General features: G+C 66.5%; 24 protein-coding genes and 1 pseudogene. 13 read left to right on the top strand and 12 right to left on the bottom strand.

Features of this window, described 5'->3' with window-relative positions; all coding sequences use genetic code 11:
* Positions 1 to 2: 2 nt before the first annotated feature.
* The 10 genes and pseudogenes from DTPSY_RS06680 (at position 3) to gshA (ending at position 13040) form a co-directional block, all read left to right on the top strand.
* Positions 3 to 2258, top strand: a complete 2256-nt coding sequence (locus tag DTPSY_RS06680; protein WP_015912957.1) for an argonaute/piwi family protein — start codon at positions 3 to 5, stop codon at positions 2256 to 2258.
* Positions 2255 to 3469, top strand: coding sequence for a PD-(D/E)XK nuclease domain-containing protein (locus tag DTPSY_RS17775; RefSeq protein WP_148215364.1), 1215 nt, complete (start codon positions 2255 to 2257; stop codon positions 3467 to 3469). Before DTPSY_RS06680 ends, DTPSY_RS17775 begins: the two co-directional genes overlap by 4 nt.
* Positions 3470 to 3518: 49 nt before the next feature.
* Positions 3519 to 3950, top strand: a complete 432-nt coding sequence (locus DTPSY_RS18380; protein WP_148215365.1) for a hypothetical protein — start codon at positions 3519 to 3521, stop codon at positions 3948 to 3950.
* A gap of 549 nt (positions 3951 to 4499) precedes the next feature.
* On the top strand, positions 4500 to 5084 hold the full coding sequence (locus tag DTPSY_RS06690) for a hypothetical protein (RefSeq protein WP_148215366.1): 585 nt from the start codon (positions 4500 to 4502) through the stop codon (positions 5082 to 5084).
* 224 nt (positions 5085 to 5308) lie between these two features.
* Positions 5309 to 6352 carry a non-homologous end joining protein Ku gene (gene ku / locus DTPSY_RS06695; RefSeq protein WP_015912960.1) on the top strand — a complete coding sequence of 348 codons (1044 nt, stop codon included), beginning with the start codon at positions 5309 to 5311 and terminating at the stop codon, positions 6350 to 6352.
* A gap of 24 nt (positions 6353 to 6376) precedes the next feature.
* Positions 6377 to 8527 carry a DNA ligase D gene (ligD, locus tag DTPSY_RS06700; protein WP_238526579.1) on the top strand — a complete coding sequence of 717 codons (2151 nt, stop codon included), beginning with the start codon at positions 6377 to 6379 and terminating at the stop codon, positions 8525 to 8527.
* Positions 8528 to 8557: 30 nt separating this feature from the next.
* On the top strand, positions 8558 to 9646 hold the full coding sequence (locus tag DTPSY_RS06705; RefSeq protein ID WP_012655322.1) for an IS5-like element ISDisp1 family transposase: 1089 nt from the start codon (positions 8558 to 8560) through the stop codon (positions 9644 to 9646).
* Between the two features lie 149 nt (positions 9647 to 9795).
* Positions 9796 to 10218 (top strand): annotated as a pseudogene (gene ligD / locus DTPSY_RS06710) (non-homologous end-joining DNA ligase LigD); the annotation flags it as partial.
* A 205-nt stretch (positions 10219 to 10423) separates the two neighbouring features.
* A complete protein-coding gene (locus DTPSY_RS06715) occupies positions 10424 to 11335 on the top strand; it encodes an SDR family NAD(P)-dependent oxidoreductase (protein WP_015912961.1) in 912 nt (303 codons plus the stop codon).
* Between the two features lie 172 nt (positions 11336 to 11507).
* Positions 11508 to 13040 (top strand): glutamate--cysteine ligase, encoded by a 1533-nt coding sequence (gene gshA, locus DTPSY_RS06720; protein WP_015912962.1) that lies wholly within the window; start codon positions 11508 to 11510, stop codon positions 13038 to 13040.
* Positions 13041 to 13209: 169 nt separating this feature from the next.
* Here the strand turns inward: gshA and DTPSY_RS06725 are convergent, their stop codons facing one another.
* Positions 13210 to 14907 (bottom strand): thiamine pyrophosphate-binding protein, encoded by a 1698-nt coding sequence (locus tag DTPSY_RS06725; protein ID WP_015912963.1) that lies wholly within the window; start codon positions 14905 to 14907, stop codon positions 13210 to 13212.
* 213 nt (positions 14908 to 15120) lie between these two features.
* Between DTPSY_RS06725 and DTPSY_RS06730 the strand changes: the two genes are divergently transcribed.
* A complete protein-coding gene (locus DTPSY_RS06730; RefSeq protein ID WP_015912964.1) occupies positions 15121 to 16038 on the top strand; it encodes a LysR family transcriptional regulator in 918 nt (305 codons plus the stop codon).
* 46 nt (positions 16039 to 16084) lie between these two features.
* Here DTPSY_RS06730 and DTPSY_RS06735 read toward each other — a convergent pair whose 3' ends face one another.
* From DTPSY_RS06735 to DTPSY_RS06755, 5 genes are read right to left on the bottom strand one after another with little or no spacing between them, the layout of a single operon-like run.
* The gene (locus DTPSY_RS06735; RefSeq protein ID WP_041838983.1) at positions 16085 to 17251 is read right to left on the bottom strand and encodes an MFS transporter; all 1167 of its coding nucleotides are present in this window, start codon (positions 17249 to 17251) and stop codon (positions 16085 to 16087) included.
* 16 nt (positions 17252 to 17267) lie between these two features.
* Positions 17268 to 18350, bottom strand: coding sequence for an ACR3 family arsenite efflux transporter (gene arsB / locus DTPSY_RS06740; protein ID WP_015912966.1), 1083 nt, complete (start codon positions 18348 to 18350; stop codon positions 17268 to 17270).
* A gap of 1 nt (position 18351) precedes the next feature.
* Positions 18352 to 18849 carry an arsenate reductase ArsC gene (locus DTPSY_RS06745; RefSeq protein WP_015912967.1) on the bottom strand — a complete coding sequence of 166 codons (498 nt, stop codon included), beginning with the start codon at positions 18847 to 18849 and terminating at the stop codon, positions 18352 to 18354.
* A 17-nt stretch (positions 18850 to 18866) separates the two neighbouring features.
* Positions 18867 to 19352, bottom strand: coding sequence for an ArsI/CadI family heavy metal resistance metalloenzyme (locus tag DTPSY_RS06750; protein ID WP_015912968.1), 486 nt, complete (start codon positions 19350 to 19352; stop codon positions 18867 to 18869).
* Between the two features lie 22 nt (positions 19353 to 19374).
* Entirely contained in the window at positions 19375 to 19698 is a 324-nt protein-coding gene (locus DTPSY_RS06755) for an ArsR/SmtB family transcription factor (protein ID WP_015912969.1), read from the bottom strand.
* A gap of 113 nt (positions 19699 to 19811) precedes the next feature.
* On the opposite strand from DTPSY_RS06755, the gene arsA reads away from it, so the two are divergent.
* The gene (arsA, locus tag DTPSY_RS06760) at positions 19812 to 21572 is read left to right on the top strand and encodes an arsenical pump-driving ATPase (protein ID WP_015912970.1); all 1761 of its coding nucleotides are present in this window, start codon (positions 19812 to 19814) and stop codon (positions 21570 to 21572) included.
* Positions 21573 to 21644: 72 nt separating this feature from the next.
* Here the strand turns inward: arsA and DTPSY_RS06765 are convergent, their stop codons facing one another.
* Both DTPSY_RS06765 and DTPSY_RS06770 read right to left on the bottom strand, forming a co-directional pair.
* Positions 21645 to 21854, bottom strand: coding sequence for an oxidoreductase-like domain-containing protein (locus tag DTPSY_RS06765; RefSeq protein WP_015912971.1), 210 nt, complete (start codon positions 21852 to 21854; stop codon positions 21645 to 21647).
* Positions 21855 to 21869: 15 nt separating this feature from the next.
* Positions 21870 to 22091 carry a hypothetical protein gene (locus DTPSY_RS06770; protein WP_011805710.1) on the bottom strand — a complete coding sequence of 74 codons (222 nt, stop codon included), beginning with the start codon at positions 22089 to 22091 and terminating at the stop codon, positions 21870 to 21872.
* Between the two features lie 55 nt (positions 22092 to 22146).
* Between DTPSY_RS06770 and ylqF the strand changes: the two genes are divergently transcribed.
* Complete coding sequence (gene ylqF, locus DTPSY_RS06775; RefSeq protein WP_015912972.1) at positions 22147 to 23106, top strand: ribosome biogenesis GTPase YlqF; 960 nt, start codon at positions 22147 to 22149, stop codon at positions 23104 to 23106.
* 43 nt (positions 23107 to 23149) lie between these two features.
* Here ylqF and DTPSY_RS06780 read toward each other — a convergent pair whose 3' ends face one another.
* The 4 genes from DTPSY_RS06780 to DTPSY_RS06795 form a co-directional block, all read right to left on the bottom strand.
* The gene (locus tag DTPSY_RS06780) at positions 23150 to 23623 is read right to left on the bottom strand and encodes an OsmC family protein (protein ID WP_015912973.1); all 474 of its coding nucleotides are present in this window, start codon (positions 23621 to 23623) and stop codon (positions 23150 to 23152) included.
* An 85-nt stretch (positions 23624 to 23708) separates the two neighbouring features.
* Positions 23709 to 25688 carry a hypothetical protein gene (locus DTPSY_RS06785; protein ID WP_015912974.1) on the bottom strand — a complete coding sequence of 660 codons (1980 nt, stop codon included), beginning with the start codon at positions 25686 to 25688 and terminating at the stop codon, positions 23709 to 23711.
* Between the two features lie 179 nt (positions 25689 to 25867).
* Complete coding sequence (locus DTPSY_RS06790) at positions 25868 to 26077, bottom strand: hypothetical protein (RefSeq protein WP_011805706.1); 210 nt, start codon at positions 26075 to 26077, stop codon at positions 25868 to 25870.
* A 54-nt stretch (positions 26078 to 26131) separates the two neighbouring features.
* Positions 26132 to 26701, bottom strand: coding sequence for an MgtC/SapB family protein (locus DTPSY_RS06795; protein ID WP_015912975.1), 570 nt, complete (start codon positions 26699 to 26701; stop codon positions 26132 to 26134).
* Between the last annotated feature and the right edge of the window lie 61 nt (positions 26702 to 26762).

A 26762-nucleotide genomic window follows, 5' to 3' on the forward strand; every position in this document is an offset into this window, starting at 1 on the left:
CTATGGGACGACAGCTGCAGCTCAATTTCACGCCGCTGTATGTGCGCGGCGATGCCGTTCGGCTGCAGACCTTGCCCTTCAAGGACGCGCAGCAGTTCCGGAACCTGCGTGATGAGTACCGCACGCATTACGCCGTAACCCGTCGCGCGGATCAGATCGTGGCGTTACCTCTCGCATTGGGCACCGCGCCCATTGGCGAAGAGAAGGTTGTGTCGGTGGTTGAGTATGCGTCCCTCATTCGTCCTCTGCTTGAGCAGCGTCTCGTGACGTTGCTCAGTTCCAATCGGCGACTGGTAGCGCGCTATAACCCGATTACCACCGTAGGGCGGACCTTGCCGACGGGCTTCAGCGAAGCCGACAAGCATCTTCATCTGCAGTCGCGCGTCTTGATCGCCATTCGATCGTTAAAGCTGCCGGACTCAGAACCACTCGGTCTTTTGTGGGACATCGAGATCCAGAAGACTTGCGCAACGAGCCTTGCCGTATTGCATGAGCACGGAGTTCGACTTGATGGTTTGACGGTTGAGCGCATGGTACCGGTTGAGGATGCGCGCATGCTGCCTTATCGCAGGCTGGTGGGCCGAGTCGGGGCCATCGCAGACGGTAACGCTCGCATGTCGGAGCGCTTTCAAAATGTGGATGAGTCGCTTCCACTCGACGAACTGTATCTGGAGGCGTCGCCAGAGAATCTTCGGCACCTTCTGCAGCACTTCACGCGGAACGCATCGGGCAGGGTGCTTGGCAAGATCGATGAGATCGTGTTTGAGAACAGCCGAGGGCGTGCTCGCATGGAGCACATTGCACGCATTTCGGACTGGCTACGCGGTCTCGGTGAAATCGAACTGCAGGAAGGTCTCAGCGTCGGCATTGGCAACCTGCTGAGCGAGAAGGACGCGCCGAACTTTCCCCGTTTCACGGAAGCCACGACGCCGACCTATGTTTTCGACGCCGGCACGCTCAAGTCGGAGTCGCGTGCAGCGGTCGGGCTAAGCAAGTTTGGCCCCTACAGCAGGCACGTGTTCACGCCCACTCGACCGAACGTCTGCGTGATCTGCGATCGCGCGCGGCGTGGTCAATTTGAACTGTTCCTTCGAAAGTTTCGAGACGGCTTGTCGGTCGACGGCAAGTCATTGCCGTTCGGGCGAGGATTTCTCGGCATTTACGGACTGCAGGACATCACACTGACGTTCGTGGAGGCGGACGCGTTCACGGCCGACGCATACCATGCCGCTGCTTCCAAAGCAGTCCGGATGGCTGCCGAGGGCGCGCCCTGGCATCTTGCCCTGGTGCAGACCGAGCGGGACTCGCGCCAGTTGGCGCCCCAGAAGAATCCGTACCTGGTGGCCAAGGCGGCGTTTCTCTCCAATCAGATCCCCACGCAGTTCATCGCGTTCGAGACGTTCTCGATGGCCCCGGCCAGTCTTGCCTACACCCTGAGCAACCTCGCGCTTGCTGTCTATGCCAAGCTCGGCGGCATCCCATGGCTGATCAAATCGGACAAGGGCATCGCACATGAAGTAGTCATCGGGCTCGGCAGCGCCGCTATCGGCGAGTCCCGATTTTCCAGAAAAGAGAGAATCGTCGGCATTACTAGCGTCTTTCGCGGCGACGGCGGCTATCTGCTATCGAATCTGTCGAACGCCGTGCCCATGTCGAAGTACGGTGAGGCACTGACGGAATCACTGCAGGGAACCCTTCAGCGTGTGCGAAGTGAAATGAACTGGATCAAGGGCGATTCTGTCCGCGTGATCGTTCATGCGTTCAAGCCGATGCGCAATACGGAGGTCGAGTCGGTTAAAGCGGCGTTGAAGGAGTTCTCTGAATTCGATCTGCGGTTCGCCTTCTTGCATGTAAAGCAGGACCATCCGTATCTGCTGTTCGACGACGATTCCATCGGGACCAAGGGCAGGGGAGAGAAAACGCCGATCCGGGGCCTCTTTGCGGAAGTCGGCCACAACGAGACGTTGTTGACGTTGACGGGGCCGCAGCAGCTCAAGCGCCCGACGGATGGCTTGCCCAAACCGCTACTGCTGAGTCTTCATCGTGATTCGACGTTCACGGACATCATCTATCTGACCAAGCAGGTCTACTGGTTTTCGAACCATTCCTGGCGCAGCTTCCTGCCAGCGGCGATGCCCGTCACCATCTATTACTCCGACCTTGTCGCGGGCCTCCTAGGGCGGCTTGACCGGTTGGGTAGCCGGTGGAGTCCCAGTGTGATGCTGGGCAAGATTGGCACAACACGGTGGTTTCTGTGAGCGCCGGCAACCCGATGCTGCACGAGGCGCTGCGAGCCGTAGCAGCTCAGGCCGAGACGCTGACGAGTGCGGGCCCGGTGTCGATCGCCTTTTATCACTGGGTGCTCGGCGAGGGGTTGCCCGCCCAGCAAAGCGCAGGAATGGCACGGGAGCTATGCGAGGAGCTTTCCGGCGGCGGTCGGTCGATTCATGCCGTTGCGGCCTTGGGGTTCCTGCTGAGCATCGATCGGACCTTGAGCGATGCATGCCGCGACTCGTTTGCGCAGGGGGTTGATTGGTTGATGGGGCGCAGCGGTGATTCACAGACGGCCCTCGTCAGCCTGATGCAACCGTTAGCGCATACCGGCGTTCTGGTTGGCTTGTCGGCCACGGCCGATGGGGTGCGATGGACGAAGTTCGGCACATGGTTCGCGTCGCTCTATGCAAGACTGCAACCGCTGTTGCCCGCGGAAGTCGGCTGGCGCCATGAGCTGCTATCCATGATCAAGACGCGGTCCGAGGTGGGATTGGACGGCGAGCTGACAGTGGTGCCCGCCAGCGCCTGCGCAGCGGTCTATGTTGCACGTCGGTTGGCAGACGCTGCGCCGGCGGTCGATGACGACTTTGCATCGCGGCTGCTCAGCCGCATCAAGTCGGTGGTCTACGACGATCCTGAGCAGGCGGCCGTGGACTTGGCGGCCTTTCACTACCTCGCACAGGGCGCGGCCCAGATCGATCTGCGTGCGCCGAGCCTCGACGATGTCGGTCTCCTGCTTCGCAGGCTCCCATCCGGATTGCGCCGATGGACCTGGGACGATCAGAAGAAGACACCGAACTCGACAGCGCAGAAGTGGGCCGTTGAAAACGAATACCACTTTCAGAATCTTCTGTGCGCGGTGCTTGCGCCGGTGGTGCCCGATCTGCGCGATGAAGAGTGGCTCGCGTCGGTGGGACAAAAGAAGCCTCGGGCAGACCTGGTGATTCCGTCGTTGCACCTGGTGATCGAGGTCAAGTATTGGCGGACCAGAAGCTCGCCGCAGGACCTGATTTCGCAGATTGGTGAGGATGTCAGTCTCTACTTGAAGCGTGGCAGCCCCTATCGAAAAGTGCTGCCGATCATCTGGGATCAGGGACGGCGCACCGAGCAGTACGACCTGCTCATTGCGGGACTTAGTGAGATTCGCGACGTGGTCAGCCCGGTCGTTATCGCTCAACCCGCGTTTATGGTTTGAGCAGTGCCCACACAAAGCCAATGAAATTGCATGAAGAGAGGAGACCAGAATGAGTAGTTCGAACTGCCCACTTGAGGAAGGTGATCGCATTGATCACAAGCTCTTCGGATTCGGAACCGTCGTGGGCGCACCTGTTGCCACGGTGGGCCCAGACCTCCGAAGCACCAGTGGCGTCCGCGACGCCGGCTGGAGCGTTCCGGTCAAATGGGACGACCCGACGCGGACTGCCGGAGCCGTCATGCATCAGGCGCTACGCAAAGTGTCATCGCCGGACTCGCGGCCCTTCGGCCACTGGGATCGGCAGTGGCAGCCTTTGCTGCAGGCTTGGCTAGCCGCTCGACGCGACGTCGAACAGTTGTCGTCAAGCTTCCGGCCCGTACCCGAGCCTCATGCTTTGACACGAATGCAGGGCGTTGAGCGAAAAGCGTTCGAAGCGATGCAGCGCTTTTGGGACTCCGAGCAATCAGGTGAGCATCCCTAGAAGACCCGCTAGAAGTGTCAGCTACCGGATGGAACTCGCTTGCGCGCGCTTGCGGCGGCTGACGGTCGGGGATTTCTCCGGTATCCTGAGAGCTGATTGATGATGGTGTCGAAAACCCAGCTCCCGCGCAAAGCGCTCCATCTCCCGCGCCAGCAAAAGATGTTCGCCCTTGACGGTAAAAGCGACGGTAGTGCCCCATGTTGATCAGGCCGAATCCCTTTAACCACGCGGGTTTGCGAGACCTGTTGATGATCGAGTGGGAGTGACGCTCACCGGCGTCTAGGAGGCAGTAGGTGCCGTTCCTGTAGCTTCCCTCAACCTCCGCACAACGCCCGGCCTGGACGCCGGGCGTTGTTTTTTGATATGAAAATAATAGCTGCTTGCGCTTGCTGGAAGGGCGTTACAGCCTTGTTTATGTAAGTAAGGATTGTGTTTGTGAAGAGTGAGCGGATTGCGCAGGGGGGTGCGCACGCGGGACGCACCGCGAACGTGCGGCGATGGGCGGCAATGGGTTGTGCCAGTGTGCTGGTGCTGGCGTTGGCGGCGTGCTTGAACCAGCAGGACGGGCCGTTGGTTCCTGTGCCAGAAGCGCAGCCGTCAGCGCAGGGTGATGCGCCGGGTGGGCCCGGCGAGCAGGACGCGGCAGCGCCCATGCATCAGGACGGCTCCGCCACGATGGACGCGGACGCGCCCATGCCCGACGGCTTGTCAACGGCTGCCCAGGAGGCTTGGCGCAGCGCCATGGAGGCGGCGCGCGAGGTGACGGCCGCGGATCCGCGTGCTGACGCGGCAACCGTGATCATGGATACGGCGGCGCCCCCAACGGGCCACGCAGTCTGGGCGGATGCACAGCCACCGTTGACCGCTGAGTTCCTGATGGATTACAGCCTGGGGCCGCAGATGCCCATTCGCTATCTGCGGCTGCGGTCGCGGGCGGACCGGCTGGAAGTGCATGGCATAACGCTTAACCGCGGCAATTGCGTGATGGCTGAATCGGGCAAGGTGGCGACGGGTATCCATCTGCCGTTTGCGCTGAAGTTCGGCGGCGCACGGCGCTTTCGTGTCCAAGGTTGCGACCAGGTGATCGAGGCGGTGGTGGACACACAGTACGGCCCGTACACCTTCACGTGGTGACGTGGTTAGCGCCGGTCGGGGTGTTGCTTCTGTAATCTTTGAGCGCGTCGGGTATCTGCTGAGGCCACCCTTTTCGCGCTGGCATGTGGCCGAACGCCAGCAGCAGTCCTCCGCCTGCCTCTCCGCACGCTGTTTGAAACCCATGGATAGGCCGGAGATTCCACCACGATAGAAGCAACCGCTGTCCTACATCTGCGCCCCTGCGCCATGGATAGCGTTTGCACATGCGATCCAAGCAACCCACCGCGAGCGACGCTCTCCCATCTGGCGCGAAGCAGGGGCAGGGCAAGGCCCCCACCTCGACACGCACCCTCTGGAAGGGGGCGATCAGCTTTGGCCTCGTCCATATTCCCGTGGGCTTGTACTCGGCGACCGTCAGCTCGGGCATCGACTTTGACTGGCTGGACCGCCGGTCGATGGAGCCGGTGGGGTACAAGCGTGTGAACAAAATCACGGGCAAGGAAATCGCCACGGCCGATATCGTCAAGGGTGTGGAGTATGAAGAAGGCCGCTACGTCATTCTGACGCCCGAGGAAATCGCGACCGCCTTTCCTAAGGTCACGCAGACGATCGAGATCGAGGCGTTTCTTAACGCCGACGAGATCCCCTTTGTCTACCTGGAGCGTCCCTATTACACGGCACCCCTCAAGCGTGGCGAAAAGGTGTACGCACTGCTGCGCGAGGCCCTGCGCCAGAGCAACCGCGTGGGCGTGGCCAAAGTGGTGATCCAGTCCAAGCAGCACCTGGCCGTGCTCATTCCGTGCGGCCGAGCGCTGATCCTCAACCTGCTGCGCTGGGGAGGGGAGATCCGCTCATTTGAGCAACTGGCCCTGCCGCCGCTGGATGCGAAAGCCGCGGGTATCAAGGACGCGGAGCTGGCCATGGCCATGCAGCTCATCGAGGACATGACGCAGGAGTGGAACGCGGACCGCTTCCGCAATTCCTTCTCTGAGGAGATCCACAGGCTGGTCGAGGCCAAGGCCTCTGCGGGAGAGATTGCCCATGTCGCTCAGCCGGATGAAGGACCGGCGGTGGCTGCGGGCGCGGAGGTGCTGGACCTCACCGCGTTGCTCAAGCGCAGCCTGGAGGGCGCCTCGGCCACCCCGCCGCGCAAGGACAAACCCGCCTCCGTGACCCGCCTTGCACCGTCGGGTAAGGCGGCGGCCAAATCCACCGCCGCCAAAAAGTCACCGGCCCGCAAGACTGCGGCCAAGGCGGCGCCTGCCAAGACCGCTGCGGCCAAGAAGCCTCGTCGCGCGCACGGATAGCGGTGCCGGACAAGGCGACGGACCATGCCCCGCAAAGACCCGCTGGCGGCGTACAAACAAAAGCGCAACTTTGCCGTGACGCCAGAGCCCGCGGACGGCGGAGCGCAGTCGCAGGCGCTGCAGTACGTGATCCAGAAGCACTGGGCCAGCCGCCTGCACTATGACCTGCGCCTGGAGCTGGACGGCACCATGAAGAGCTGGGCCGTACCCAAGGGCCCCAGTTACGACCCGGCGGACAAACGCATGGCCGTGCAGGTGGAAGACCACCCGATTTCCTACAACCAATTCGAAGGGCAGATCCCGCCGCGCCAATACGGCGCGGGGCGGGTCATCATCTGGGACCGCGGCTATTGGGTGCCGCAGGGCAATCCGCGCGAAGACTACCGCAAGGGGAAGCTCAAGTTCGAGATCCACGGTCACAAATTGCATGGTCACTGGACCCTGGTGCGTATGCATGGCCGGGACGACGATAAGCAGCCCCCCTGGCTGCTGATCAAGGAGCGCGACGGGCTGGAGCGTGCGGCCGAGGAGTTCAACGTGGTGGACGAAATGCCCGACAGCGTGGCAGACCAGCCGCCGGTTGCGCCACCAGCGCGCGCATTCGCTCAGAGGGCCGGGCCCGCGCAGATTCAGCCTCCCACGGCAGCGGCGGTGCCGTGGACATCCGCGCCCACGGCACCGCTGCCTGACCAGCTATCCCCGCAACTCGCCACGCTGGTGGACGGACCGCCGGCCGACCTTTCGCAGTGGCTGTGGGAGCTCAAGTTCGACGGCTATCGCATGCTGGCGCGGGTTCAGCGCGGCAAGGCACGGCTGTACACCCGTAACGGCAACGACTGGACCTCGAGGATGCCCGCCCTGGCGCAAGCGCTGGCCGCCTTGCCGCTGTCCTCTGCATGGATCGACGGCGAGGTGCTGGTGCTGGACGCCCAGGGTGTCCCCGACTTCCAGGCGCTGCAGAACGCGTTTGACGGGCGATCGACCGACGCGCTGGTCTTTTACGCCTTCGACTTGCCTTTTGCGCACGGGCGCGATCTGAGGCAACTGCCCCTCGCTGAACGGCGTGCGCTGCTGCGCAGCGTGCTGCAGCCAGCCTCCTCAGACCGTGTGCGGTTCAGCGAAGCGTTCGAAGCCCGGCCCGCGGACCTGGTGGCCTCGGCCTGCCGGCTGGGATTTGAAGGGGTGATCGGCAAGCGCAAGGACAGCGTGTATGCCTCGCGCCGCAGCACGGACTGGATCAAGCTCAAGTGCAGCCATCGGCAAGAGTTCGTCATCGGCGGATACACGGACCCGCAGGGCTCACGCACAGGGATCGGTTCACTGCTGCTGGGCGTGCATGACGAGGGCGGTGCCCTGCGCTATGCCGGCAACGTGGGTACGGGTTTCAGCGAGCGCGTCCTCGCGGACCTGGCCCGGCGGCTAGGCGCTTTGCGCACCCAGGGCAGCCCGTTTGCCCAGCCGCGCTCCATCCCCCGCAAGGTGCATTGGGTGAGGCCCACGCTGGTGGCGGAGGTTTCCTTCGCCGAATGGACGAAAGAGGGCAAGGTGCGCCACGCCGTGTTCCGCGGGTTGCGCGACGACAAGCCCGCCGCCGCCATCGTCCACGAGGAGCCTGCGCACCTGCAGGGGGCTGCGCCCAGCCGCGCCGCGCGCGTGGGGGGGCTGCAGGTGACAAGCCCGGCGCGCGTGGTGGATCCCTCCACCGGGTTCACCAAGCTTGATCTGGTGCGGTACTACGCCACGGTAGCGCCCCTCATGTTGCCCCACCTGCAGGGGCGGCCGGTGTCCCTGCTGCGGGCGCCGCAAGGTCTGGAGGGCGACCTTTTCTTTCAAAAGCACCTGGACACAGGGGCATTGGACGGGGTGAGTGCGCTGTCACCCGACCTGGATCCTAGCCACCCGCCGCTGCTGGAAGTGGCCACGGCGCAGGGCCTGCTGTCGGCCGCGCAAATGAACACCGTGGAGTTTCACACATGGAATGCTCGCAAGGACCGGATTGAGCGGCCCAACCGCATCACCTTCGACTTGGATCCGGGCGAGGGCGTGCCGTGGGCGCACGTGCAAGAGGGCGCAGCGCTCGTGCGCTTGATGCTCACCGAGCTGGGACTGCCATCGTTCCTTAACAGGCCGTTGAAAAATCCCCCTCCGACGCCCGCGTTCGCCGCTACGATCTGAAGCCATAGGTGAACGACCCAGACGAGGACGATGAGAGGCAACCAAGACTTCCAGGGGGCGATGTTCAGCTACATCAGCCTTGAAGAGCGCGTGCCGCAGGCACACCCGCTGCGCAAGTTGCGCGCGGTGGTTGATGCGCTGCTGGCAACCATGAACCGCGAATTCGAAGCGGTGTACGCCCGCCGTGGCCGCCCATCGGTGCCACCGGAGATGCTGCTCAAGGCCTTGCTGCTGCAGATCCTGTTCTCCATCCGCAGCGAGCGCCAGTTGGTCGAAGCGATCAACTACAACCTGCTGTACCGCTGGTTCGTAGGCCTGAACATCGAAGACAAGGTCTGGGACCACTCCACTTTCAGCGCCAACCGCGAACGTCTGTTCAACGAAGACCTCGCCCGCACCTTCTTCGAGCGCGTCAAGCTCAGTGCCCAGTGGGGCAAGCTCGCCAGCGACGAGCACTTCAGCGTGGACGGCACGCTCATTGACGCCTGGGCCTCGCACAAGAGCTTCAAGCGCAAAGATGACGACAGCGGCACGCCGCCTGGGCGCAACCCCGAGGTGGACTTCAAGGGGCAGGAGCGCTGCAACGACACCCACAAGAGCACCACGGACGCCGATGCCCGGCTGTTCAAGAAGAGCCGGGGCGACAAATCCCGCCTGTGCCACATGGGACACATCCTCATGGAGAACCGCAACGGGCTGATCGTGGATGTCGAGATCACCCATGCCAGCGGCACGGCCGAGCGCGAGGCGGCACTGGCCATGTTGGAGCGTCGGGGCAACAGGAACAAACGGGCCACGGTCGGTGCCGACAAGGGCTACGACAGCAAGGCCTTCATCAAAGGCTGTCGCAAGCTCAAAGTCACGCCCCACGTGGCGGCCAAGGACAAACACTCGGCGGTGGATGCGCGAGTGACACGGCACGAGGGCTACAAGACCAGCCTGAAGGTGCGCAAGCGCATCGAAGAGGCCTTTGGCTGGATCAAGACCGTCGGTGGTCTGGCAAAGACCAAGCTGATCGGTCAGGCCAAGCTCACGGGCCAGGCGCTGCTGTGCTTTGCCACCTACAACCTTGTGCGAATGGGCAGCATCGGCGGCTGGTGGAACGCGCATCATGCGTGAGCCCAGGGATACGTGCGCCCGAAATGGGCGGGAGGGCCTGCAAACCGGCCAGATTGGCCGTTGCAATCGCTGCGCAGACGCGTCTGGGCAGCTCATGTCTTCGAACTCAGCGTCCCTGATGCGTTCGAAAAGCACTTTTTCAACGGCCTGTTAAGACCAGCGGCGGCAAGGGGCTGCATGTGGTGGTGCCCATCAAGCGACTGCACGGCTGGGATGCCGTGAAAGACTTCAGCCAAGCCGTGGTGCAGCATCTGGCGCGCACCCTGCCGCAGCGCTTCGTGGCCAAGAGCGGGCCCCGCAACCGCGTGGGAAAGATCTTCGTGGACTACCTGCGCAATGGCTTTGGCGCCACCACGGCCTGTGCGTGGACGGCGCGCGCGCGGCCGGGCATGGGCGTGTCCGTGCCCGTCGCCTGGCAGGAACTGGACGCGCTCACGGGTGGCGCCCACTGGACGGTACAGACCGTGGACCGGCGCTTGAAGACGGGCAATGGCCCCTGGTCGGGCTATGACGAGGCTGCCGTGTCCATCGGGCCGGCGATCAAGGCGCTTGGGGAAAAACGCCACCTATAGCCCTGGTGGCCTTGCATGCAATCATGGTGGGGCGAAGGCATACAAGCGGTCTAGGCAGCCGCTGATTGAACCTGGTTGCTTCCTGTATCCTTTGAATCGCCCCGGTCATCGGCCGGGGCGATTTCTTTTCGCTGCGCGTGTGCCCGGCCACCGGTGGCCGCGGGCCTGCGTGTCTGGTGGCAATCCTTCGTTCAAAGACTTCAACATGTCCCTTGATTTCCACGGCCGTGTGGCCATCGTGACGGGTGCGGGTGGCGGCCTGGGCCGTCAGCATGCTTTGGCGCTGGCAGCGCGTGGCGCCAAGGTGCTGGTCAATGATCTTGGCGGTGCCGTGGACGGTAGCGGCGGCTCGGTGTCCGCCGCGCAGGCCGTGGTGGACGAGATCCGCGCCGCAGGCGGCGAGGCGCTGGCCAACGGTGCGTCGGTGACCGATTTCGCGGCCGTGCAGGCCATGGTGCAGCAGGCCATGGACGCGTGGGGTCGCGTGGACATCCTGGTGAACAACGCCGGCATCCTGCGCGACAAGTCGTTTGCCAAGATGGACATGGCGGACTTCGCCCTCGTGGTCCAGGTCCACCTCATGGGCGCGGCCCATTGCTGCAAGGCGGTGTGGCCGCACATGCAGGCGCAGAACTATGGGCGCATCGTGATGACGACGTCCTCCACGGGCCTGTACGGCAACTTCGGCCAGGCCAACTACGGCGCGGCCAAGCTGGCACAGGTGGGGTTGATGCAGACGCTGGCGATCGAAGGGGCCAAGTACGGCATCCATGTGAACGCCTTGGCACCCACGGCCGCCACCCGCATGACCGAGGGCCTGATGCCCGAGGACGTGCTGGCTGCCCTCCAGCCCGAGGCGGTGGTGCCCGCCATGCTGGTGTTGGCGCATGAGAGCGCGCCCACGCGCACCATTCTGTGTGCAGGCGCGGGCACATTCGAGGCCGCGCACATTACGCTCACCCAGGGCATCCACCTGGGACAAGGTGCCGATGTGCCGGAGCAACTGGCCGCGCGCCTGGCCGAGGTGACGGCCCGCGGAGCGGGTGAGCAGGTACCGCAAAGCGGCGCCGCACAGGGGACGAACGAGGTGGCGCAGGCCCTGGCTGCGCACCGCTGACACGGCCTGTCCGGGGCGGTGCTGCCCCGCTGCTACCGTACCGAGAGCGACCGTGCAGAGGCCGGCGGCAGTTCCCCGGTGTCAGGCTGGCGCTTGATGTGGGCGCGGGCAGGCCGCAGCGCGGCGTGCTAAGTTCCGGCCCCACCTCAAAAAAGATGGAACAACCACCACCATGAGCACACTCCCACAGCGAATCGCAGCCCTGCCCGCCGACCGGCTGGCCGGCATGCGCCGCGGCATCGAGAAGGAGGGGCTGCGCGTGCTGCCCACGGGCGCCCTGGCGCTCACACCCCATCCGGTGGCGCTGGGCTCGGCCCTCACGCACCCCTGCATCACCACGGACTACAGCGAATCGCAGATCGAGCTCATCACCGGTGCCCACCGCACGGTGCAGGAATGCCAGGATGAACTGACCGAGATCCACCAGTTCGTGCACCGCGTGCTGCAGCAGCAGCCGGGCGGCGAGATGCTCTGGGTGTCCAGCATGCCCTGCATGTTGCCTACGGACGAGACCATTCCGTTGGCGCGCTACGGCTCGTCCAACCCGGGGCGTGCCAAGAGCGTGTACCGCATGGGCCTGGGCCACCGCTACGGCCGGCGCATGCAGACCATCTCGGGCATTCATTACAACTGGTCGCTGCCCGGCGTGGGCAGCGACGAGTACTTTGCGCTGATCCGCAACTTCCGCCGGCACGCGTTCGTGCTTCTGTACCTGTTTGGCGCATCGCCTGCGCTGTGCCCGTGCTTCGTCGAAGGGCGACAACACAGCCTGCAGCCGCTGGGCGACGGCAAGCGCGCGCTGTACCTGCCGCATGCCACTTCGCTGCGCATGGGGCGCCTGGGCTACCAGAGCGACGCCCAGGCCACGCTGGCCGTCAGCTACAACGGCCTGCAGGGCTATGCCGATTCGCTGCACGAGGCGCTCACGCGGCCTTATCCGGCCTACGAGGCGATTGGCGTGCGCAACCCCGGCGGCGACTACAACCAGATGGGCACCAGCCTGCTGCAGATCGAGAACGAGTTCTACGGCACCATCCGGCCCAAGCGCACCGTCCACAGCGGCGAGCGCCCGCTGCACGCGCTGCGCGAGCGCGGCGTGGAGTATGTCGAGGTGCGCCTGATGGACCTGGACCCGTTTGTGCCCGTGGGCATCACCGCCGACACCATGCGCCTGCTGGACGTGTTCCTGCTGCACTGCCTGCTGTCGGACAGCCCGCCCGACACGCCGGCCGAGATCGCCGAACTCAAGAACAACCAGCACTTGGCGGCCGAGCGCGGGCGCGAGGCCGGCCTACAGCTCATGCGCCGCGGCCAGCGTGTGCTCCTGACCGATTGGGCCGCCGAGGTGCTGGCCGAATGCGCGCCCATCGCCGCCACGCTGGATGCCGCCCACGGCGGCGAGGCTTATGCGCACGCGCTGACGGCGGCCCAGGCGACACTGGCGGCCCCGCACTCCACACCGTCCGCGCGTGTGCTGGCCGAGCTGCAACAGCAGCATGACAACGACTTCACCGCCTTCGCACTCGCTCATTCCCAGTCGGCGCGGGACATCCTGATGGGGCAGCCCTGGAGCGAGTCGCAGCAGGCGCGCTACCAGGCGCTGGCCGAGCGGTCGCTGGAGGAGCAGCGGGCCATTGAAGTGGCAGATGACCTGCCGTTCGAGGCGTGGCGCGAGCGGTTCATGGCGGTCGAGCAGTTGGGGTAGTTTTTTGAGGGCAGCGCTTATGGCGTAAGCGCCGCCAGCTATTCTTTTTGATGTTGCTGCGCGGGGGCGCATAACCCGGTCAGCACCCAAGCATTCGGCAGCAAAAACTCAAAAACGATAGCTGTCCGCGCTTGCCCCACAAGCGCAGAGCCCCATTTAGCCCTTCAGATCACCCCTTGCGCGCCATCGCCGCCGACCGGATGCCATCCAGCGTTCCCGTGGGTGTGATCGCCTGCGGATCGATCAGGCAGTGCAGCACGCTGGGCAGCCCGCTCGCCCGTGCGCGTGCCAGTGCCGGGGCGAAGTCTTCGGTGCGCTCCACGCGCTCGCCGTGCCCGCCGAAGGCCTGGGCATAGGCCTTGAAATCGGGGTTCTTGAGCTGTGTGGCGCTGATGCGCCCGGGGTACTCGCGCTCCTGGTGCATGCGGATGGTGCCGTACATGGCGTTGTCCAACAGCACCACTATCAGCGGCAGGCCGTACTGCACGGCGGTGGCGAACTCCTGGCCATGCATCAGAAAGTCGCCGTCGCCCGCAAACACCACCACCTCGCGCTCGCGCCACAGGCGCTTGGCGCCCACGCCGGCCGGCAGGCCGTAGCCCATCGAGCCGCTGGTGGGGGCCAGTTGGCTCGCATAGGTGGTGAACGGCCAGAAGCGGTGCACCCAGGTGGCGAAGTTGCCCGCGCCGTTGCAGAAGATGGTGTCGGCGGGCAGCACCGCGCGCAGGTGCTGCATCACCTCGCCCATCTGCAGCTTGCCGGGGATGCGGATGGGCGCCGGGTCGCTCCAGGCCAGGTACTCGGCGCGCGCAGCCTCGGTGTGCGCGGTCCAGCGCGGCTCGGCCGCGGGGCGCAGGCTGGCCAGGGCGGCGGCCATGGCCTGCGGCGTGGCGTGGATGGCCTGCACCGGGCGGTAGAGCCGGCCGAGCTCGTCGGCGTCGGCATGCACATGCACCAGCGGCTGCGCCGGCACGGGAATGTCGAACAGCTCGTAGCCCTGCGAGGGGATCTCCGACAGCCGCCCGCCCAGCACCAGCACCAGGTCGCTCGCGCGGATGCGCGCCAGCAGCTGGGGGTTGACGCCCAGGCCCAGGTCGCCCGCGTAGCTGGCGTGGTTGGCCGGGAATAGCATCTGCCGGCGGAACGAGCAATACACCGGCAGCCGCCAGGTGCTGGCAAAGGCCTGCATGTCGCGCACCGCCTGGTCGGACCAGCGGCTGCCGCCCACGATGACCACCGGCCGCTCGGCCGCCTGCAGCCGCGCCGCCAGTGCCTGCAGTGCGGGCGCGCCGGGGTAGGTCTCGGGCATGGTGTAGGGCAGGGCATCGGCCACCTGCACGGCATCGGTCAGCATGTCCTCGGGCAGGGCCACCACCACGGGGCCGGGGCGGCCCGAGGTGGCGACGTGGAATGCGCGCGAGACCAGCTCCGGCACGCGCCGCGCATCGTCGATCTGCACCACCCACTTGGCCATGGTGCCGAACACGGCGCCGTAGTCCAGCTCCTGGAACGCCTCGCGCCCCAGCGCACCCCGCGCCACCTGGCCTACGAAGACGATCAACGGCGTCGAATCCTGGTGCGCGATGTGGATGCCCGCCGATGCGTTGGTAACCCCCGGCCCGCGCGTCACGAAGCAGATGCCCGGGCGGCCGGTCAGCTTGCCCTGCGCCTCGGCCATCATGGCCGCGCCGCCCTCCTGGCGGCACACGGTGACGGCGATGTTGGCGTCGTGCAGGGCGTCCAGCACGGCCAGGTAGCTCTCGCCCGGCACGCAAAAGAGCTGCTGCACGCCGTGCACGATGAGCTGCTGGACGAGGATCTGCCCGCCCGTGCGAGATGCGGCGGTGGAGGTAGCGGTGTGCGGCATGGAGGTCCAAGAGAAGGCGAAGCTGCAAATATCGCCCAGCCACGCGCGCTTGCATAGCAAAAAAGCGGAACGACTTGTTCCTTAAATCGCATCAAGTGGCAATATCCCGTCTCAACCCTGCCTGCCGCCAGCGCTTATGGATCAAGCGCTGGCGCCTTATGTGTTAGCACAAGCCTTGGTCGGGTTCATTCTCTGATTGCATGAATTAACGCCATGTTTCGCAAACTCTTCCTGCCGCCCGTGGCCGACCTGCTCGCCTTTGAGGCCGCCGCGCGCCACGCCAGCATCTCACGTGCGGCGGAGGAGCTGCACCTCACGCAAAGCGCCGTCTCGCGCCAGGTGCGCCAACTGGAGGCACAGCTCGGTCAGGCCCTGTTCACCCGGGTGCGCCAGCGCGTGGTGTTGACGGATGCGGGGCGCCTGTACGCCGCCGACGTACGCGCCGTGCTGCAGCAGCTCGGTGCCGCCACGCAGAAGGCCATGGCCCTGGCCGATGGCGGCGGACTCCTGCACCTGGCGGTGCTGCCCACGTTGGGCGCGCGCTGGCTGGTGCCGCGCCTGCCTGCGTTTGCCGCGCTGCACCCGGAGCTGACGGTGAATCTTTCTGCCCGTGGCGAGCCTTTTGACTTCGCCCAGGAGCCGTTCGATGCCGCTATCCACTACGGTGCGCCCCACTGGGCCGGCGCCGTGTGCGACTACCTGATGCACGAAGAAGTGGTGCCGGTGTGCAGCCCCGCGCTGCGCACCCGCCACCGCATCGAGACCCCTGCCGACGTGGCCGGCCTGACCCTGCTGCACCAGACCACGCGCCCCGTGCTGTGGGCCGACTGGTTCGAGCAAGAGGGCGTGCCCGCGCCCCAGGCCCTGCGCGGCCCGCGTTTCGAGCAGTTCGCCATGATCGCCCAGGCCGCCATCTCCGGCCTGGGCGTGGCCCTGCTGCCGCGGTTTCTGATGGAGGAGGAATTGGCGAGCGGCGCGCTGGTGGAGCTGCCCGGTGGCGTGCTGACCAGCAGCGATGCGTACTACCTCGTGGTGCCGCTGGCGCGGGCAGAGTCGGCGGGGGTGAAGGCCTTCAGGGCGTGGCTGCGGGAGGTGGCGGGCCAGCGGGAGCTGGGCCGCGTTGGCGGATGAGCGCATGGTGCGCATTGTGGGCGGGCACCTTCCCTGGCAATAGTGGTCAAGCGTCGCCGGACCGTTTCATGCCTGCGGCCAGGGCGGCCAGTGCCAAAAACGCCAGGACCGCCAGTGTGGCGGAGAGCCAGAGCGCCGCGCCGCCCCAGCGCTCCACGGCCAGCCCGAACAGGAATGGCGCCCCGGCCTGCACGATGCGCGCAGGCACCATCAGGAACCCCTGCCGCTGCCCATAGCCTTGTGCGCCGAAGATCAGCAGCGGCAGGGTGCCGATGGCAATGGTCAGGATGCCGTTGCCGAGCCCGTGCAGCACGGCGAACGCGGGCGCCGCGTGGCTGCCCAGCAGCATCAGCAGTACGACGCCCAGCGGATGCGCCAGCGTGGCCAGCCGCGCCGACAACAGCGGATGCGACCGCTTGAGCACGGTGAATTCGACCAATCGCCCCGCGACCTGGGCCGGCCCCACCAGCGCCGCAATGCCGATCGCGCCAGCCAAGGCCACGCCCGAAGCCTGCAGAACCTGCGGCAGATGCGCCGCCATCGCGGTGCTGTTGAACCACGCAATGGCAAACACGCAGGCCATGAGCACGGCCGCACGCCGCCGGGCCGGTGCCGGGCTTGCCGCTGCCTGTGGATGAGGACTCCCTGCCGCAGCGGCCTGCGCACCGGCCGAAGCGGCCGGCGCGGCCGTGGGCAGCATCGCGTTCAGCGGCAGGCCGATGAGCAGATGCAGCGCCGCCCATGTCAGGCAGGCCTGCCGCCAGCCGAACGCCGACTCCAGGGAGGCCGTCAATGGCCAGCCGATCGTGCTTGCAAAGCCTGCCAGCAAGGTGATGCCGGTGATCGCCCGCCGGGCGTCCTGGCCATGCAGGCGGACCACGGTGGCGAACGCGGCTTCGTAGAGGCCGCTGCCCATGGCCAGGCCCATCAGGGCCCAGGCAGCAAAGACATGGGCGGGCTGTGAGGCCAGGCTGAGCGCCGCGAGCCCTGCGGCAAACACCAGGTTGCTGACGACCAGTACCGGCCGCCCACCAGCCCGGTCAATGGCGCGCCCCGCCCAGGGGCCGGTTGCTGCGGCAAACAGCAGCGCCATCGAGAACGCACCAAACACCGCCGACGAGGACATGCCGACGTCTTGCCCCATCGGCGCGGCCACCACGGCCGGCAGGTAGTACGACGACGCCCACGCCAGTGTCTGGGCCACGCCCAGCATCAGCGTGGTGGTGGTTCTACGCTGCACGCTTTGCACCCGCGTCGTACCAGCCCTTGGATGAATTCACGACTTTGACGACCAGCAGCATCACCGGCACTTCGATGAGCACGCCCACCACCGTGGCCAGTGCCGCGCCCGACTCGAAGCCAAACAGGCTGATGGCGGTGGCCACGGCCAGCTCAAAGAAGTTGGATGCGCCAATCAGGGCGGACGGGCAGGCGACCGCGTGCTTTTCACCCGCCGCGCGGTTGAGCCAGTAGGCCAGCGCCGAGTTGAAGAACACCTGGATCAGGATGGGCACGGCCAGCAGTGCGATGACCAGGGGCTGGCGCAGGATGGCCTCGCCCTGGAAGGCGAACAGCAGCACCAGCGTGAGCAGCAGCGCCGCAATGGACCATGGCCCCATGCGCTGGAGTGCCGCATCGAACGCGGCCTGCCCCCGTGCCAGCAAGGCGCGCCGCCACCACTGGGCCAGCACCACCGGAATGACGATGTACAGCACCACCGAGGTGAGCAGGGTGTCCCATGGCACCGTGATGGCCGACAGGCCGAGCAGGAAGGCCACCAGCGGCGCGAACGCCACGATCATGATGCTGTCGTTCAACGCGACCTGGGACAGCGTGAACAGGGGGTCGCCGCCGGTCAGGCGGCTCCACACGAACACCATGGCCGTGCAGGGGGCGGCGGCCAGCAGGATCAGGCCGGCGATGTAGCTGTCCAGTTGGTCCGCTGGCAGGTAGGGGGCAAACCACTGGCGGATGAACAGCCAGCCGAGAAAGGCCATGGAAAACGGCTTGACCAACCAGTTCACGAACAGCGTGACCCCGATGCCGCGCACGTGGTGCCGCACCTCGCCCAGGGCGGAGAAGTCCACCTTGAGCAGCATCGGGATGATCATCACCCAGATGAGCAGCCCCACCGGCAGGTTCACGCGGGCCACCTCCCACGACCCAATGGTCCGCGCTGCACCGGGAAACGCCTGGCCCAGCCCGATGCCCACCACGATGCATAGCAGCACCCACACGGTGAGATAGCGCTCGAACACGCTCATGGGAGCGCCTGCCGCGCGTTGGGCGGTCGTTTCGCACTGGGCACTCATGTCATTTCCCTGCGAGTTCGCGGGCGCTGGTCTGCAATACCGCTTTCTCCAGCTTGTCGGCGGGCAGGTTGATCAGCAGGTCCAGGCGGCGCTTGATCAGGTGCAGCGTCTGGCGGAAGGCTTCCAGCTTTTCTGAGTCAGGCGCGTCGCCTTCGGAAGGATCGGCGAAGCCCCAGTGCGCCGTTGCGGGGTGCCCCGGCCAGATCGGGCAGACCTCTCCCGCGGCGTTGTCGCACACGGTGATGATCAGGTCCATCGTGGGCGCGCCTGGGGCGGCAAACTCATCCCAGCTCTTGCTGCGCAAGCCCTCGGTGGAGACGCCTGCCTTTTGCAGGACCTGCAGCCCCAGGGGATGCGGCTGCTGGTTGTCGCGCGGGCTGCTGCCGGCAGACCAGGCCTTGAAGCGCCCGCCTGCCATGGCGTTGAGCAAGGCCTCGGCCAGGATGCTGCGCGCGGAGTTGTGCGTGCAGAGAAAAAGAACGTTCAAGGGCGTTGTCATGAAGAACCTTCAGCGGATCAGCAGCAGGTGGATGAGGAAGTGGCGGGCCCGCAGCAGGGCGCCTTGGATGCCGTGGCCGCAGGCGCCTTTGGCGCGCAGCACGCGCCGGCGGCAGCCGTTGGGCTGGACTCGTTGAACACGGGAATGTCGCCGAGCGTGTGAAAGTGCTCCCACGCGATGCCCTGCGGGTCGGTAACCCAGTGCTTCTCGCTGCGCGCATAGCAGCAGGTGGTGGCGCCTTCGTCGAGCAGGGCCATGTCGGCCGATGCGGCCCTGGCCTTCAGTTCTGACAGTTCGGCCGCGTCGTCCACCTGAAAGCCCAGGTGATCCAGACCTGGGGTGGTGCCCCGCGTGGAGATCGCGAAGTTGACTCGCGGATCGTCGAGCATCCACTTCGCGTAATCGGCCTCCACGCGAGCGGGCTCGGCCGCGAAGAGTTGGGAGTAGAAACGGATGCTCTGGGCCAGGTCTTCCACATGCAGGTGGACATGGAATCGCTTCATGGGGTTCTCCTTCAAAAGTGGGTCAACAGTCGCAGCTCTTTGCTGTCTCCGCCAGGCAGGACGCGCCCTGGCAGCAGTTCTCCGTGAGGTAGCCGAGCAGATCGTCCATCGTGTCGAAGGAGGCCCGGTAGATCAGGTTGCGCCCCTGACGCTCCTGGCTGACGAGGCCGGAGTGCACGAGCTCCTTGAGGTGAAAGGACAGGGTGTTGGGTGCTACCGCCAGTTGCTCGCACAACGAGCCCGGTGTGAGTCCCTCTGCGCCCGCCACGACCAGTGCGCGAAACACCCGCAGGCGTACTTCTTGGGCCAACGCAGCGAGGGAGCGGATGACATCGATTTCTTGCATAAAACGACTATACAACGATATTGGAAGTGTTGTAAATTTCTTCGGTGCAACATTGCGCATGCCTGAGGCAACCCCTTATCCCCGCCCATTCGGTGCATTGACCACGAACGCTTATGCCATCTCACTTCACCCTTCTGGACGCGCCCACCCGGTACCTGTTCTTCACCGGCAAGGGTGGTGTCGGCAAGACCTCGGTATCCACAGCGGTTTCCATCGCCTTGGCAGACGCGGGTAAGAAGGTTCTATTGGTCAGTACCGACGCGGCGTCGAACCTCGATGAAATGCTCGGCATTGCGCTGCGCAACCATCCGGTTCCTGTGCCAGGGGTTCCGGGCCTGATGGTCCTGAACATCGATCCGGAAGCCGCGTCGCAGAACTACCGTGCCCGTGTCATTGAACAAATGGGCACGCAGGCTACGGCTGAGGAGGTGGACCTCGTGCGCGAGCAACTCTCGGGTGCCTGTACCACCGAGATCGCCACCTTCGATGAGTTCTCTCAACTTCTGTCGGAGGGAGGGCGGGGTTTCGACCATGTCGTGTTCGATACCGCCCCCACGGGCCATACCTTGAGGCTTCTCAGCCTGCCCAAGGCATGGAGCGGGTTCCTCAAGGGCAATGACCGCGGAGCATCCTGTCTGGGGCCGCATTCGGGGTTGAAGATGCAGGAGCAGCTTTTCAACCGGGCGCTGGCATCCCTGAACGACGCTTCGCTCACCACCATTGTTCTGGTGGCGCGGCCTGAGGCGGGAGCGCTCAACGAAGCCGCCAGGTCTTCAGACGAACTGCGTGAGTTGGGCCTTTCCCACCAGCGCCTGGTGATCAACGCGGTTTTCAAGGCGCAAGACCCTCGCGATGCCGTCGCCCTGGCCATCGAGGCTCTGGGACAGGAGGCCATGCGGGAGATGCCGCAGGCGCTGAAACGTCTGGCGGCCGACGTGATTCCCATGCGGCCCGTCGATTCCGTGGGGCTGCAGGCGCTGCGGGCGCTGCTGTCGCCATCACCGACCGAGGTGCCTGTGGCCGCCCTGGAAGCACCCGACTTCGCGCACCAGAAACTGTCCGCGCTGGTGGCGGAGCTGGCGCGGGGCGAGCGTGGATTGATCATGGTGATGGGCAAGGGTGGCGTGGGCAAGACCACCATTGCCGCAGCGATCGCCCTGGGACTGGTCAAGCTCGGCAAGTCCGTGCACCTGAGCACCACGGACCCCGCCGCCCACCTGGCGGTGACGCTCGACGGCGAGATCCCGGGCCTGACCGTCGGGCGCATTGACCCCAAAGCAGAGACCCAGAAATACGTGGACAAGGTCGTTGCCGCCAAGTCGGCCGGCATGACCCCGGCGGAGAAGGACCTGTTGATGGAAGATCTGCGTTCTCCATGCACGGAGGAAGTGGCGGTCTTCCACGCGTTCTCGCATGTGGTGTCTCAGGCCCGCAGTGCGTTCGTGGTGCTCGACACCGCGCCCACGGGCCACTCGCTGCTGCTCATGGATGCCACGGGCGCCTACCACCGCCAGATGGTGCGGGAGTTTGAAGGCAAGGCGTCGGGGCGCATCACCACGCCCCTGATGCGGCTGCAGGACCCTGACTACACCAAGATCATTCTGGTGACGTTGCCCGAGGCCACTCCGGTGTCGCAGGCCGCCGCGCTGAAGGAGGACCTGCAGCGGGCCCGGATCGGCACCTTCGCCTGGGTGGTCAACAAGTCGCTGTTGGCCAGCAACACCCGCGATCCCCTTCTTCAGGCCCGGTTGAACAGCGAGAGGCGGCAGATGGAGCGGGTTCAAGCATTGGCGCAAGGCCGGTTCTATCTGATTCCCTGGGCGGCGACCCCGCCCGTGGGCGCAAAGGCGCTGGGGGCTCTGCTGGAGCCTTGACCTGCAGAGGCGGCTCTTCCTGGCATGCAAGAGCCTCGCGGGCCGCGGTACACGTTCAGCCCCGGTGCAGCGTCAGGAGGGGCTCCCGCCAGGCTGCGCCAGCGCGCCCTGCGCATCTTCGCACCACCACTGCGCGGCCGCATAAAAGCCCTCCCACACGCATCCGTTGCACCCGCGCCCGCAGCAGGTGGTGGGCTCAGGCGGCGGTGGGCGTAGCGCTACGCCGGCGTGGGCGGCCTGCGCCTGCAGAGCGGCGAAGCGCTGGCGGGTGGCTTGCAGCATGAAGGTGACGGGGCCTTACCGGCGCCCGCGCCAACGGATCAGGCCGTAGCGCGCCAGGAAGGCGCAGCCCAGCACCAGCGCGAACCACCCCACGACGTGGCCCTGGGCCATCATCTCGCGCACGTCGGGCGAGCGGGCAATGTAGGGGGCCAGCAGGATGATCACGCCAATGAGCGCGCACACCGCGCCCTTGAGCAGCAGCTCGGAATCTTGTTTGCGCTGGGAGAAAGAGGGCATGGCGGCGATTATCCTTGGCGGCTTCGCAGCCCCCATTCGTGAAAGTACACAGTCCATGGCCATCCAGTGGTTTCCCGGTCACATGCACCTGACGCGCAAAGCGATCGGCGAGCGCATCAAGGACATCGACGTGGTGATCGAGCTGCTGGACGCGCGCTTGCCGGGCTCCAGCAGCAATCCGCTGCTGGCCGAGCTGACGGGCCATAAGCCTGCGCTGAAGGTGCTCAACAAGCAGGACGTGGCCGACCCGACGCGCACGCCCGCGTGGCTGGCCTGGTACAACGCGCGGCCCGGCACGAGCGCGATTGCGCTGGATGCGTCCGACGCCGCGCCCGCGCGTCGGCTCATCGACGCGTGCCGGCAGCTTGCGCCCAACCGGCGCGGCCTCTCCAAGCCCATGCGGGTACTGATCTGCGGCATTCCCAATGTGGGCAAGTCCACGCTGATCAACACCCTGTCCGCCAAGCGCGAAGCCAAGACGGGCGACGAGGCCGGCGTGACCAAGCAGGAGCAACGCATCGTGCTGGACGATGACTTTTACCTGTGGGACACGCCTGGCATGCTGTGGCCGCGCATCACCGTGCCCGAAAGCGGCTACAAGCTCGCCGCCAGCGGCGCCGTGGGCCGCAATGCGTACGACGAGGAAGAAGTGGCGCTGGAACTGTTGGCCTACCTCAAGCAGCACTACGCACCGCTGCTGGACGCGCGCTACAAGCTGGGGCTGGACGCGGCGGCCATCGCCGCCAAGCACGATGATGAGCTGCTGGAGCTGATTGCCAGGAAGCGCGGCGCGGTGATGAGCGGCGGGCGCCTCAACCTGCAAAAGGCCGCCGAGATCGTGCTCACCGACCTGCGCAGCGCAGCGCTGGGCCGTGTGACGCTGGAGACGCCGGCCGAGTTCGAGGCCTGGCTGGCCGCCGCCGAGGTGCAGGAAAAGGAACGCGCCGCGCGCAAGGCCGAGCAGCTGCGCCGCAACGAGCGCCGCGCGCGCAACGCCCCGCGGGACGAGGACTGATCAGGGCCAGGTTCGCTCGCAGGATCTGCGCAGTTCACAGGCCCTAGGCCAGCACCGGATCGCAGCGCACCTCGGTGGTGACCGAGTTGGCGATGAAGCATTGTTCATGCGCTTCATGGTGCAGGGCGTGCAACTGTTCGTGCGTGGGCTGCGGGTCGCCGCCAAAGCGCACCGCCGGGCGCAGCGTGACCACGGTCATGGCCATGCGGCCCTGGGCGTTGCGGGCCATCACGCCCTCGGCTGCGTCGCGGTAGTCGTCCACGCAAAAACCCTGCCGCGCGGCGATGGAGAGGAACCACAGCATGTGGCAGCTCGACAGCGCGGCGACGAAGGCTTCCTCCGGGTCCACGGCGACCGCGTCGGACCAGGGCAGCGGCACGACGTGGGGCGACGAGGAGCCGGCCAACTGCGCGCCACCGTCAAAGCGCAGCAGGTGGCGGCGGCTGTAGCGGTTCTTGAGGAAGTCCTGCGGCGTGGCGTCGCGCGTCCAGGTGATTTCGGCGTGGTAAATGGCCATGGTGGTGTTTGAATGAAAAATGCCTCTAGCGCCCGCCTGTCAAGCGCGAGCAGCTATGGATATTGAAGCAATGCACGCGCTGCCCCTACCAGGCCAGCGGGCTGGATGCATCCGCCCAGAAGATGAAGCGCCGCAGCTCCGCATAGCGCGACGTGCTGAGCAGGGCCGGGTCGGTGCCGCTGCCCTTGCGCAGCAGCACCAGGTAGCCGCTGGCGCTGCCCACGGCCAGGGTGTGGCCGTCGGGCGCTGCGGCGATCGCCAGGATGGCGCCGCCGATGTGGTGGCGCCAGAGGGCCGTGCCGTCCTCGGCCAGGCCGTGCAGATCGCCCTGTGCGTCGCCCTCCACACGCAGGCCATGGACGGTGGCGGCGGGGCACGATGCAGGCAGGTTTGGCGGTGCGGCCGTGGGGCTCAGCGCCCACGCATCGACACTGATCCGCCACCACGCGGGTGCTTGCGTGGGATGCACGGGCTCCGTGCGGGCCAGCAGACGGCCATCTTCCAGCCACTGCAGGGTGTCCACGGCGTGGCCGGTCCGTGCGGCGTGGTGGGCATAGACATGGGGCGCGAAGGCAAAGCGCCGGTGAAAGCGTGCGGACAGGTCGCCGTCGGCCAGCGCGTGCACAGCGCGTGACAGTTGCAGCACGGCGCCAGCCTGGGGGCCACGCGGGTCTGTGGGCTGCGCAGGCATGAAATGCACAGGGGCGGGCGGCGGTACGGTCACCGGGGGCGTGCCGGCTGCCGCGGCACCGGGCGCCACACCATGGGCGGGTACAGCATCGCCTACCGCAGCGGCCGCCACGGCAGCGGCCGCCGCCGCGGGTTCCGTGCCGTGCTCCAGGGCCGCCGCGGCCTCAGCGGCGTCGGCCTGCCGCAGCCAGTGCTCCCGCACGCGGGCGGCGTGGGCCCGGCCGTGGGCCTGCCAGTCGTGCGACAGTGCCATGAGGACGGGCCCGAACACCTCGGCGTCGGCCTCGTGCGGCGCGAAGGGCGGCAGGCGGGGCAGGGGCGGGGCATCGCCGGACAAGCCGCTGGTGTGCAGCGCCTGTTGCTCTTGTGCATGGGCGGCGTGCAGGCGCTGCTCCAGCGTGGTGAACAGCTCCAGCAGGTGCTGCATGTGCTGCACGGCGTGGTTGGGCAGCGGCGTGCGCGGATCGCTCTGGCGCTGGCTGTAGCTGATGCGCAGGCCGTTCGGGTGGGCCGTGCCCTCCGGCAGGGCATCGCCGGGTGTCAAGTCGATCTGGTAGCAGGCATGTGCGTCGTCCTCGGGGTCGCCAGCGCGCTCCCTGCCGTTGCGCCAGCTGAACTTGAGCGCCCGGCCCCATGAATGGCCCCCCTGCTGGCCGGGCTGGCGCGCGCCGATCCACACGTCGCCCTCCCACCAGCCGTTGCGCTCGGGGTCGCTCCATGTGTTGTAGCGGGTGGTGAATACGGGCAGCAGCGTCAGCGCCTCGATGCGTGCGGGGGTGAGCGTGGCATGCAGCCGCTCGCGCAGCGGCCGGCCCGCGCGGCGCTGGCCCTCGGCCAGGCGCCAGTAGGCCAGCACCTTGCGCCAGCCCTCTCCGCAGGCGGCCAGCGCGCCGGCTGCCGCGTCGCCCACCCCGGCCTGTGCGGGGAGCGGTTGCCATGCGCCGGGCTGGCCAGCGCTGTCGTAGGCGCGGTATTGGCGCACCAGGCCGTCCGCGCCGGGGGGCGGAGGCGGGACGCCAGAGCGTAACCGCGCCCAGGCCTGCGCCAGCGCGTGGGTAGGTGCATTCTCGGCAGGGGGCAGGGCGAGCCAGAAGTCCCAGCGCTTCCAGAGAGTGATGAACAGGGCGTCGTGGTAGGCGTCCTGGTCTTCATCCACGTGGCTGCGCGTGAGCAGAAAGTCCGTCTGCCCGAACCAGCCGGCTGCCTTGTGCTGGCTCTTGTCGGGCAGGGCGGCCTGGAGCAGCCGCCGCAGTTGCGCCGCGTCCATTGCATCGCCTGCGCACAATCCGTCGTCCACCGGCAGCCCGGGCTCTTCGGACAGAGCCGGCTTGACCGCGCTGGCAGGCGGAGGCACGAATGAAGAGGGGCTGGGCATGGCAAAGGCGCACGGTTGTGTGGCGCATGGTAGCGCCGACACCGCTGCGCCATCAATGTGCGGCCCGTGGGCCCCCACGGGCCATGGGTAGCGGGGCGTCGGCCATGGATGGGCCTGGGTTCTGCCGCTGTGGCGGGCAGCGCGGGGCCTTGCCGACCGGGGCCCGCACGCGGGAGGGACTACAGCACGATCTTGCCGTCGGCGACATACAGCTCGTACTGGTCGCGCGGCAGGGCGGTGAGGCCTGCGGTGTTGTTGTCGTCGCGCCAGCTCAGCGTGACGCTGTCGGTGGCGAAGGTGAGTTCCACCGGTCCTTCCGGAATGGCAATGGGCATGCCGTCTCCTTCCCGGTAGGTGACGTGGCCTTGGATGGTGGCTTGCTGGGGCATGTGCGTGCTCCTGGGTCGTTGCGGTCAAAAGGGGGACGGGTGCCCCCTACCGCATTACAGGCCATCCTGCGGAGTGTCGGTTGTCAGACCAGCGCGCGTTTTGCGCCGCAGGCGTTTGCGTCGAGCCGCGGGCTGGCCCGGGTCCGTCGGGGCGGCGCGCTGTACCAGCGGAATCACCCACAGCACCACCACTGCCAGCAGCGTGCCCAGGATGGCCGTGCTCTCACGCCCCAGGCCCGCGGCCACGCCGATGGCGGCCGTGAGCCAGATGCCGGCTGCGGTGGTCAGGCCCTTGACCTGACTTTCCGCGTCGCCCTTCAGGATGGTGCCCGCACCCAGGAAGCCGATGCCGGCGATCACCCCTTGCAGCACACGGCTGTTGTCCGCCGGGGCAATGCCCGCCTGCTGCGCGACGAGCACGAACAACGCGGCGCCCATGGCCACCAGCATGTGGGTGCGCATGCCCGCGGCCTTGCCGGCCTGCTCGCGCTCCCACCCCAGCAGGCCGCCCAGCAGCGCGGCCACACCCATGCGCAAGACCACCCGCGTGGTTTGCTGGGGGTCGCCAATGTCCGAGAACTCGTGGGCGGCCACGGCCAGGGCGTCAGCCCACCAGCCGGTCATGGCGTGCCAGGCCTGAAGACCAGGCGAGAAAGGGGCAAAGCGGGGAGGAAAGCGTGGGGCG

Source organism: [Acidovorax] ebreus TPSY, from assembly GCF_000022305.1.
In the GTDB taxonomy this organism is placed as follows: Bacteria; Pseudomonadota; Gammaproteobacteria; order Burkholderiales; family Burkholderiaceae_C; genus Diaphorobacter; species Diaphorobacter nitroreducens.

Excerpts from the sequence above, each read along its gene's own strand:
- DTPSY_RS06715 (WP_015912961.1), top strand. The coding sequence starts at position 10,424 with ATGTCCCTTGATTTCCACGGCCGTGTGGCCATCGTGACGGGTGCGGGT.
- DTPSY_RS06785 (WP_015912974.1), bottom strand. The coding sequence starts at position 25,688 with ATGCCCAGCCCCTCTTCATTCGTGCCTCCGCCTGCCAGCGCGGTCAAG.
- DTPSY_RS06705 (WP_012655322.1), top strand. The coding sequence starts at position 8,558 with ATGAGAGGCAACCAAGACTTCCAGGGGGCGATGTTCAGCTACATCAGC.
- DTPSY_RS06745 (WP_015912967.1), bottom strand. The coding sequence starts at position 18,849 with ATGACAACGCCCTTGAACGTTCTTTTTCTCTGCACGCACAACTCCGCG.
- arsA (WP_015912970.1), top strand. The coding sequence starts at position 19,812 with ATGCCATCTCACTTCACCCTTCTGGACGCGCCCACCCGGTACCTGTTC.
- gshA (WP_015912962.1), top strand. The coding sequence starts at position 11,508 with ATGAGCACACTCCCACAGCGAATCGCAGCCCTGCCCGCCGACCGGCTG.
- DTPSY_RS18380 (WP_148215365.1), top strand. The coding sequence starts at position 3,519 with ATGAGTAGTTCGAACTGCCCACTTGAGGAAGGTGATCGCATTGATCAC.
- DTPSY_RS06735 (WP_041838983.1), bottom strand. The coding sequence starts at position 17,251 with ATGCTGGGCGTGGCCCAGACACTGGCGTGGGCGTCGTCGTACTACCTG.
- DTPSY_RS06765 (WP_015912971.1), bottom strand. The coding sequence starts at position 21,854 with ATGCTGCAAGCCACCCGCCAGCGCTTCGCCGCTCTGCAGGCGCAGGCC.
- DTPSY_RS06755 (WP_015912969.1), bottom strand. The coding sequence starts at position 19,698 with ATGCAAGAAATCGATGTCATCCGCTCCCTCGCTGCGTTGGCCCAAGAA.
- ku (WP_015912960.1), top strand. The coding sequence starts at position 5,309 with ATGCGATCCAAGCAACCCACCGCGAGCGACGCTCTCCCATCTGGCGCG.
- DTPSY_RS06680 (WP_015912957.1), top strand. The coding sequence starts at position 3 with ATGGGACGACAGCTGCAGCTCAATTTCACGCCGCTGTATGTGCGCGGC.
- ligD (WP_238526579.1), top strand. The coding sequence starts at position 6,377 with ATGCCCCGCAAAGACCCGCTGGCGGCGTACAAACAAAAGCGCAACTTT.
- DTPSY_RS06725 (WP_015912963.1), bottom strand. The coding sequence starts at position 14,907 with ATGCCGCACACCGCTACCTCCACCGCCGCATCTCGCACGGGCGGGCAG.
- DTPSY_RS06795 (WP_015912975.1), bottom strand. The coding sequence starts at position 26,701 with ATGACCGGCTGGTGGGCTGACGCCCTGGCCGTGGCCGCCCACGAGTTC.
- arsB (WP_015912966.1), bottom strand. The coding sequence starts at position 18,350 with ATGAGTGCCCAGTGCGAAACGACCGCCCAACGCGCGGCAGGCGCTCCC.
- DTPSY_RS06780 (WP_015912973.1), bottom strand. The coding sequence starts at position 23,623 with ATGGCCATTTACCACGCCGAAATCACCTGGACGCGCGACGCCACGCCG.
- DTPSY_RS06730 (WP_015912964.1), top strand. The coding sequence starts at position 15,121 with ATGTTTCGCAAACTCTTCCTGCCGCCCGTGGCCGACCTGCTCGCCTTT.
- DTPSY_RS06790 (WP_011805706.1), bottom strand. The coding sequence starts at position 26,077 with ATGCCCCAGCAAGCCACCATCCAAGGCCACGTCACCTACCGGGAAGGA.
- DTPSY_RS06770 (WP_011805710.1), bottom strand. The coding sequence starts at position 22,091 with ATGCCCTCTTTCTCCCAGCGCAAACAAGATTCCGAGCTGCTGCTCAAG.
- DTPSY_RS06750 (WP_015912968.1), bottom strand. The coding sequence starts at position 19,352 with ATGAAGCGATTCCATGTCCACCTGCATGTGGAAGACCTGGCCCAGAGC.
- ylqF (WP_015912972.1), top strand. The coding sequence starts at position 22,147 with ATGGCCATCCAGTGGTTTCCCGGTCACATGCACCTGACGCGCAAAGCG.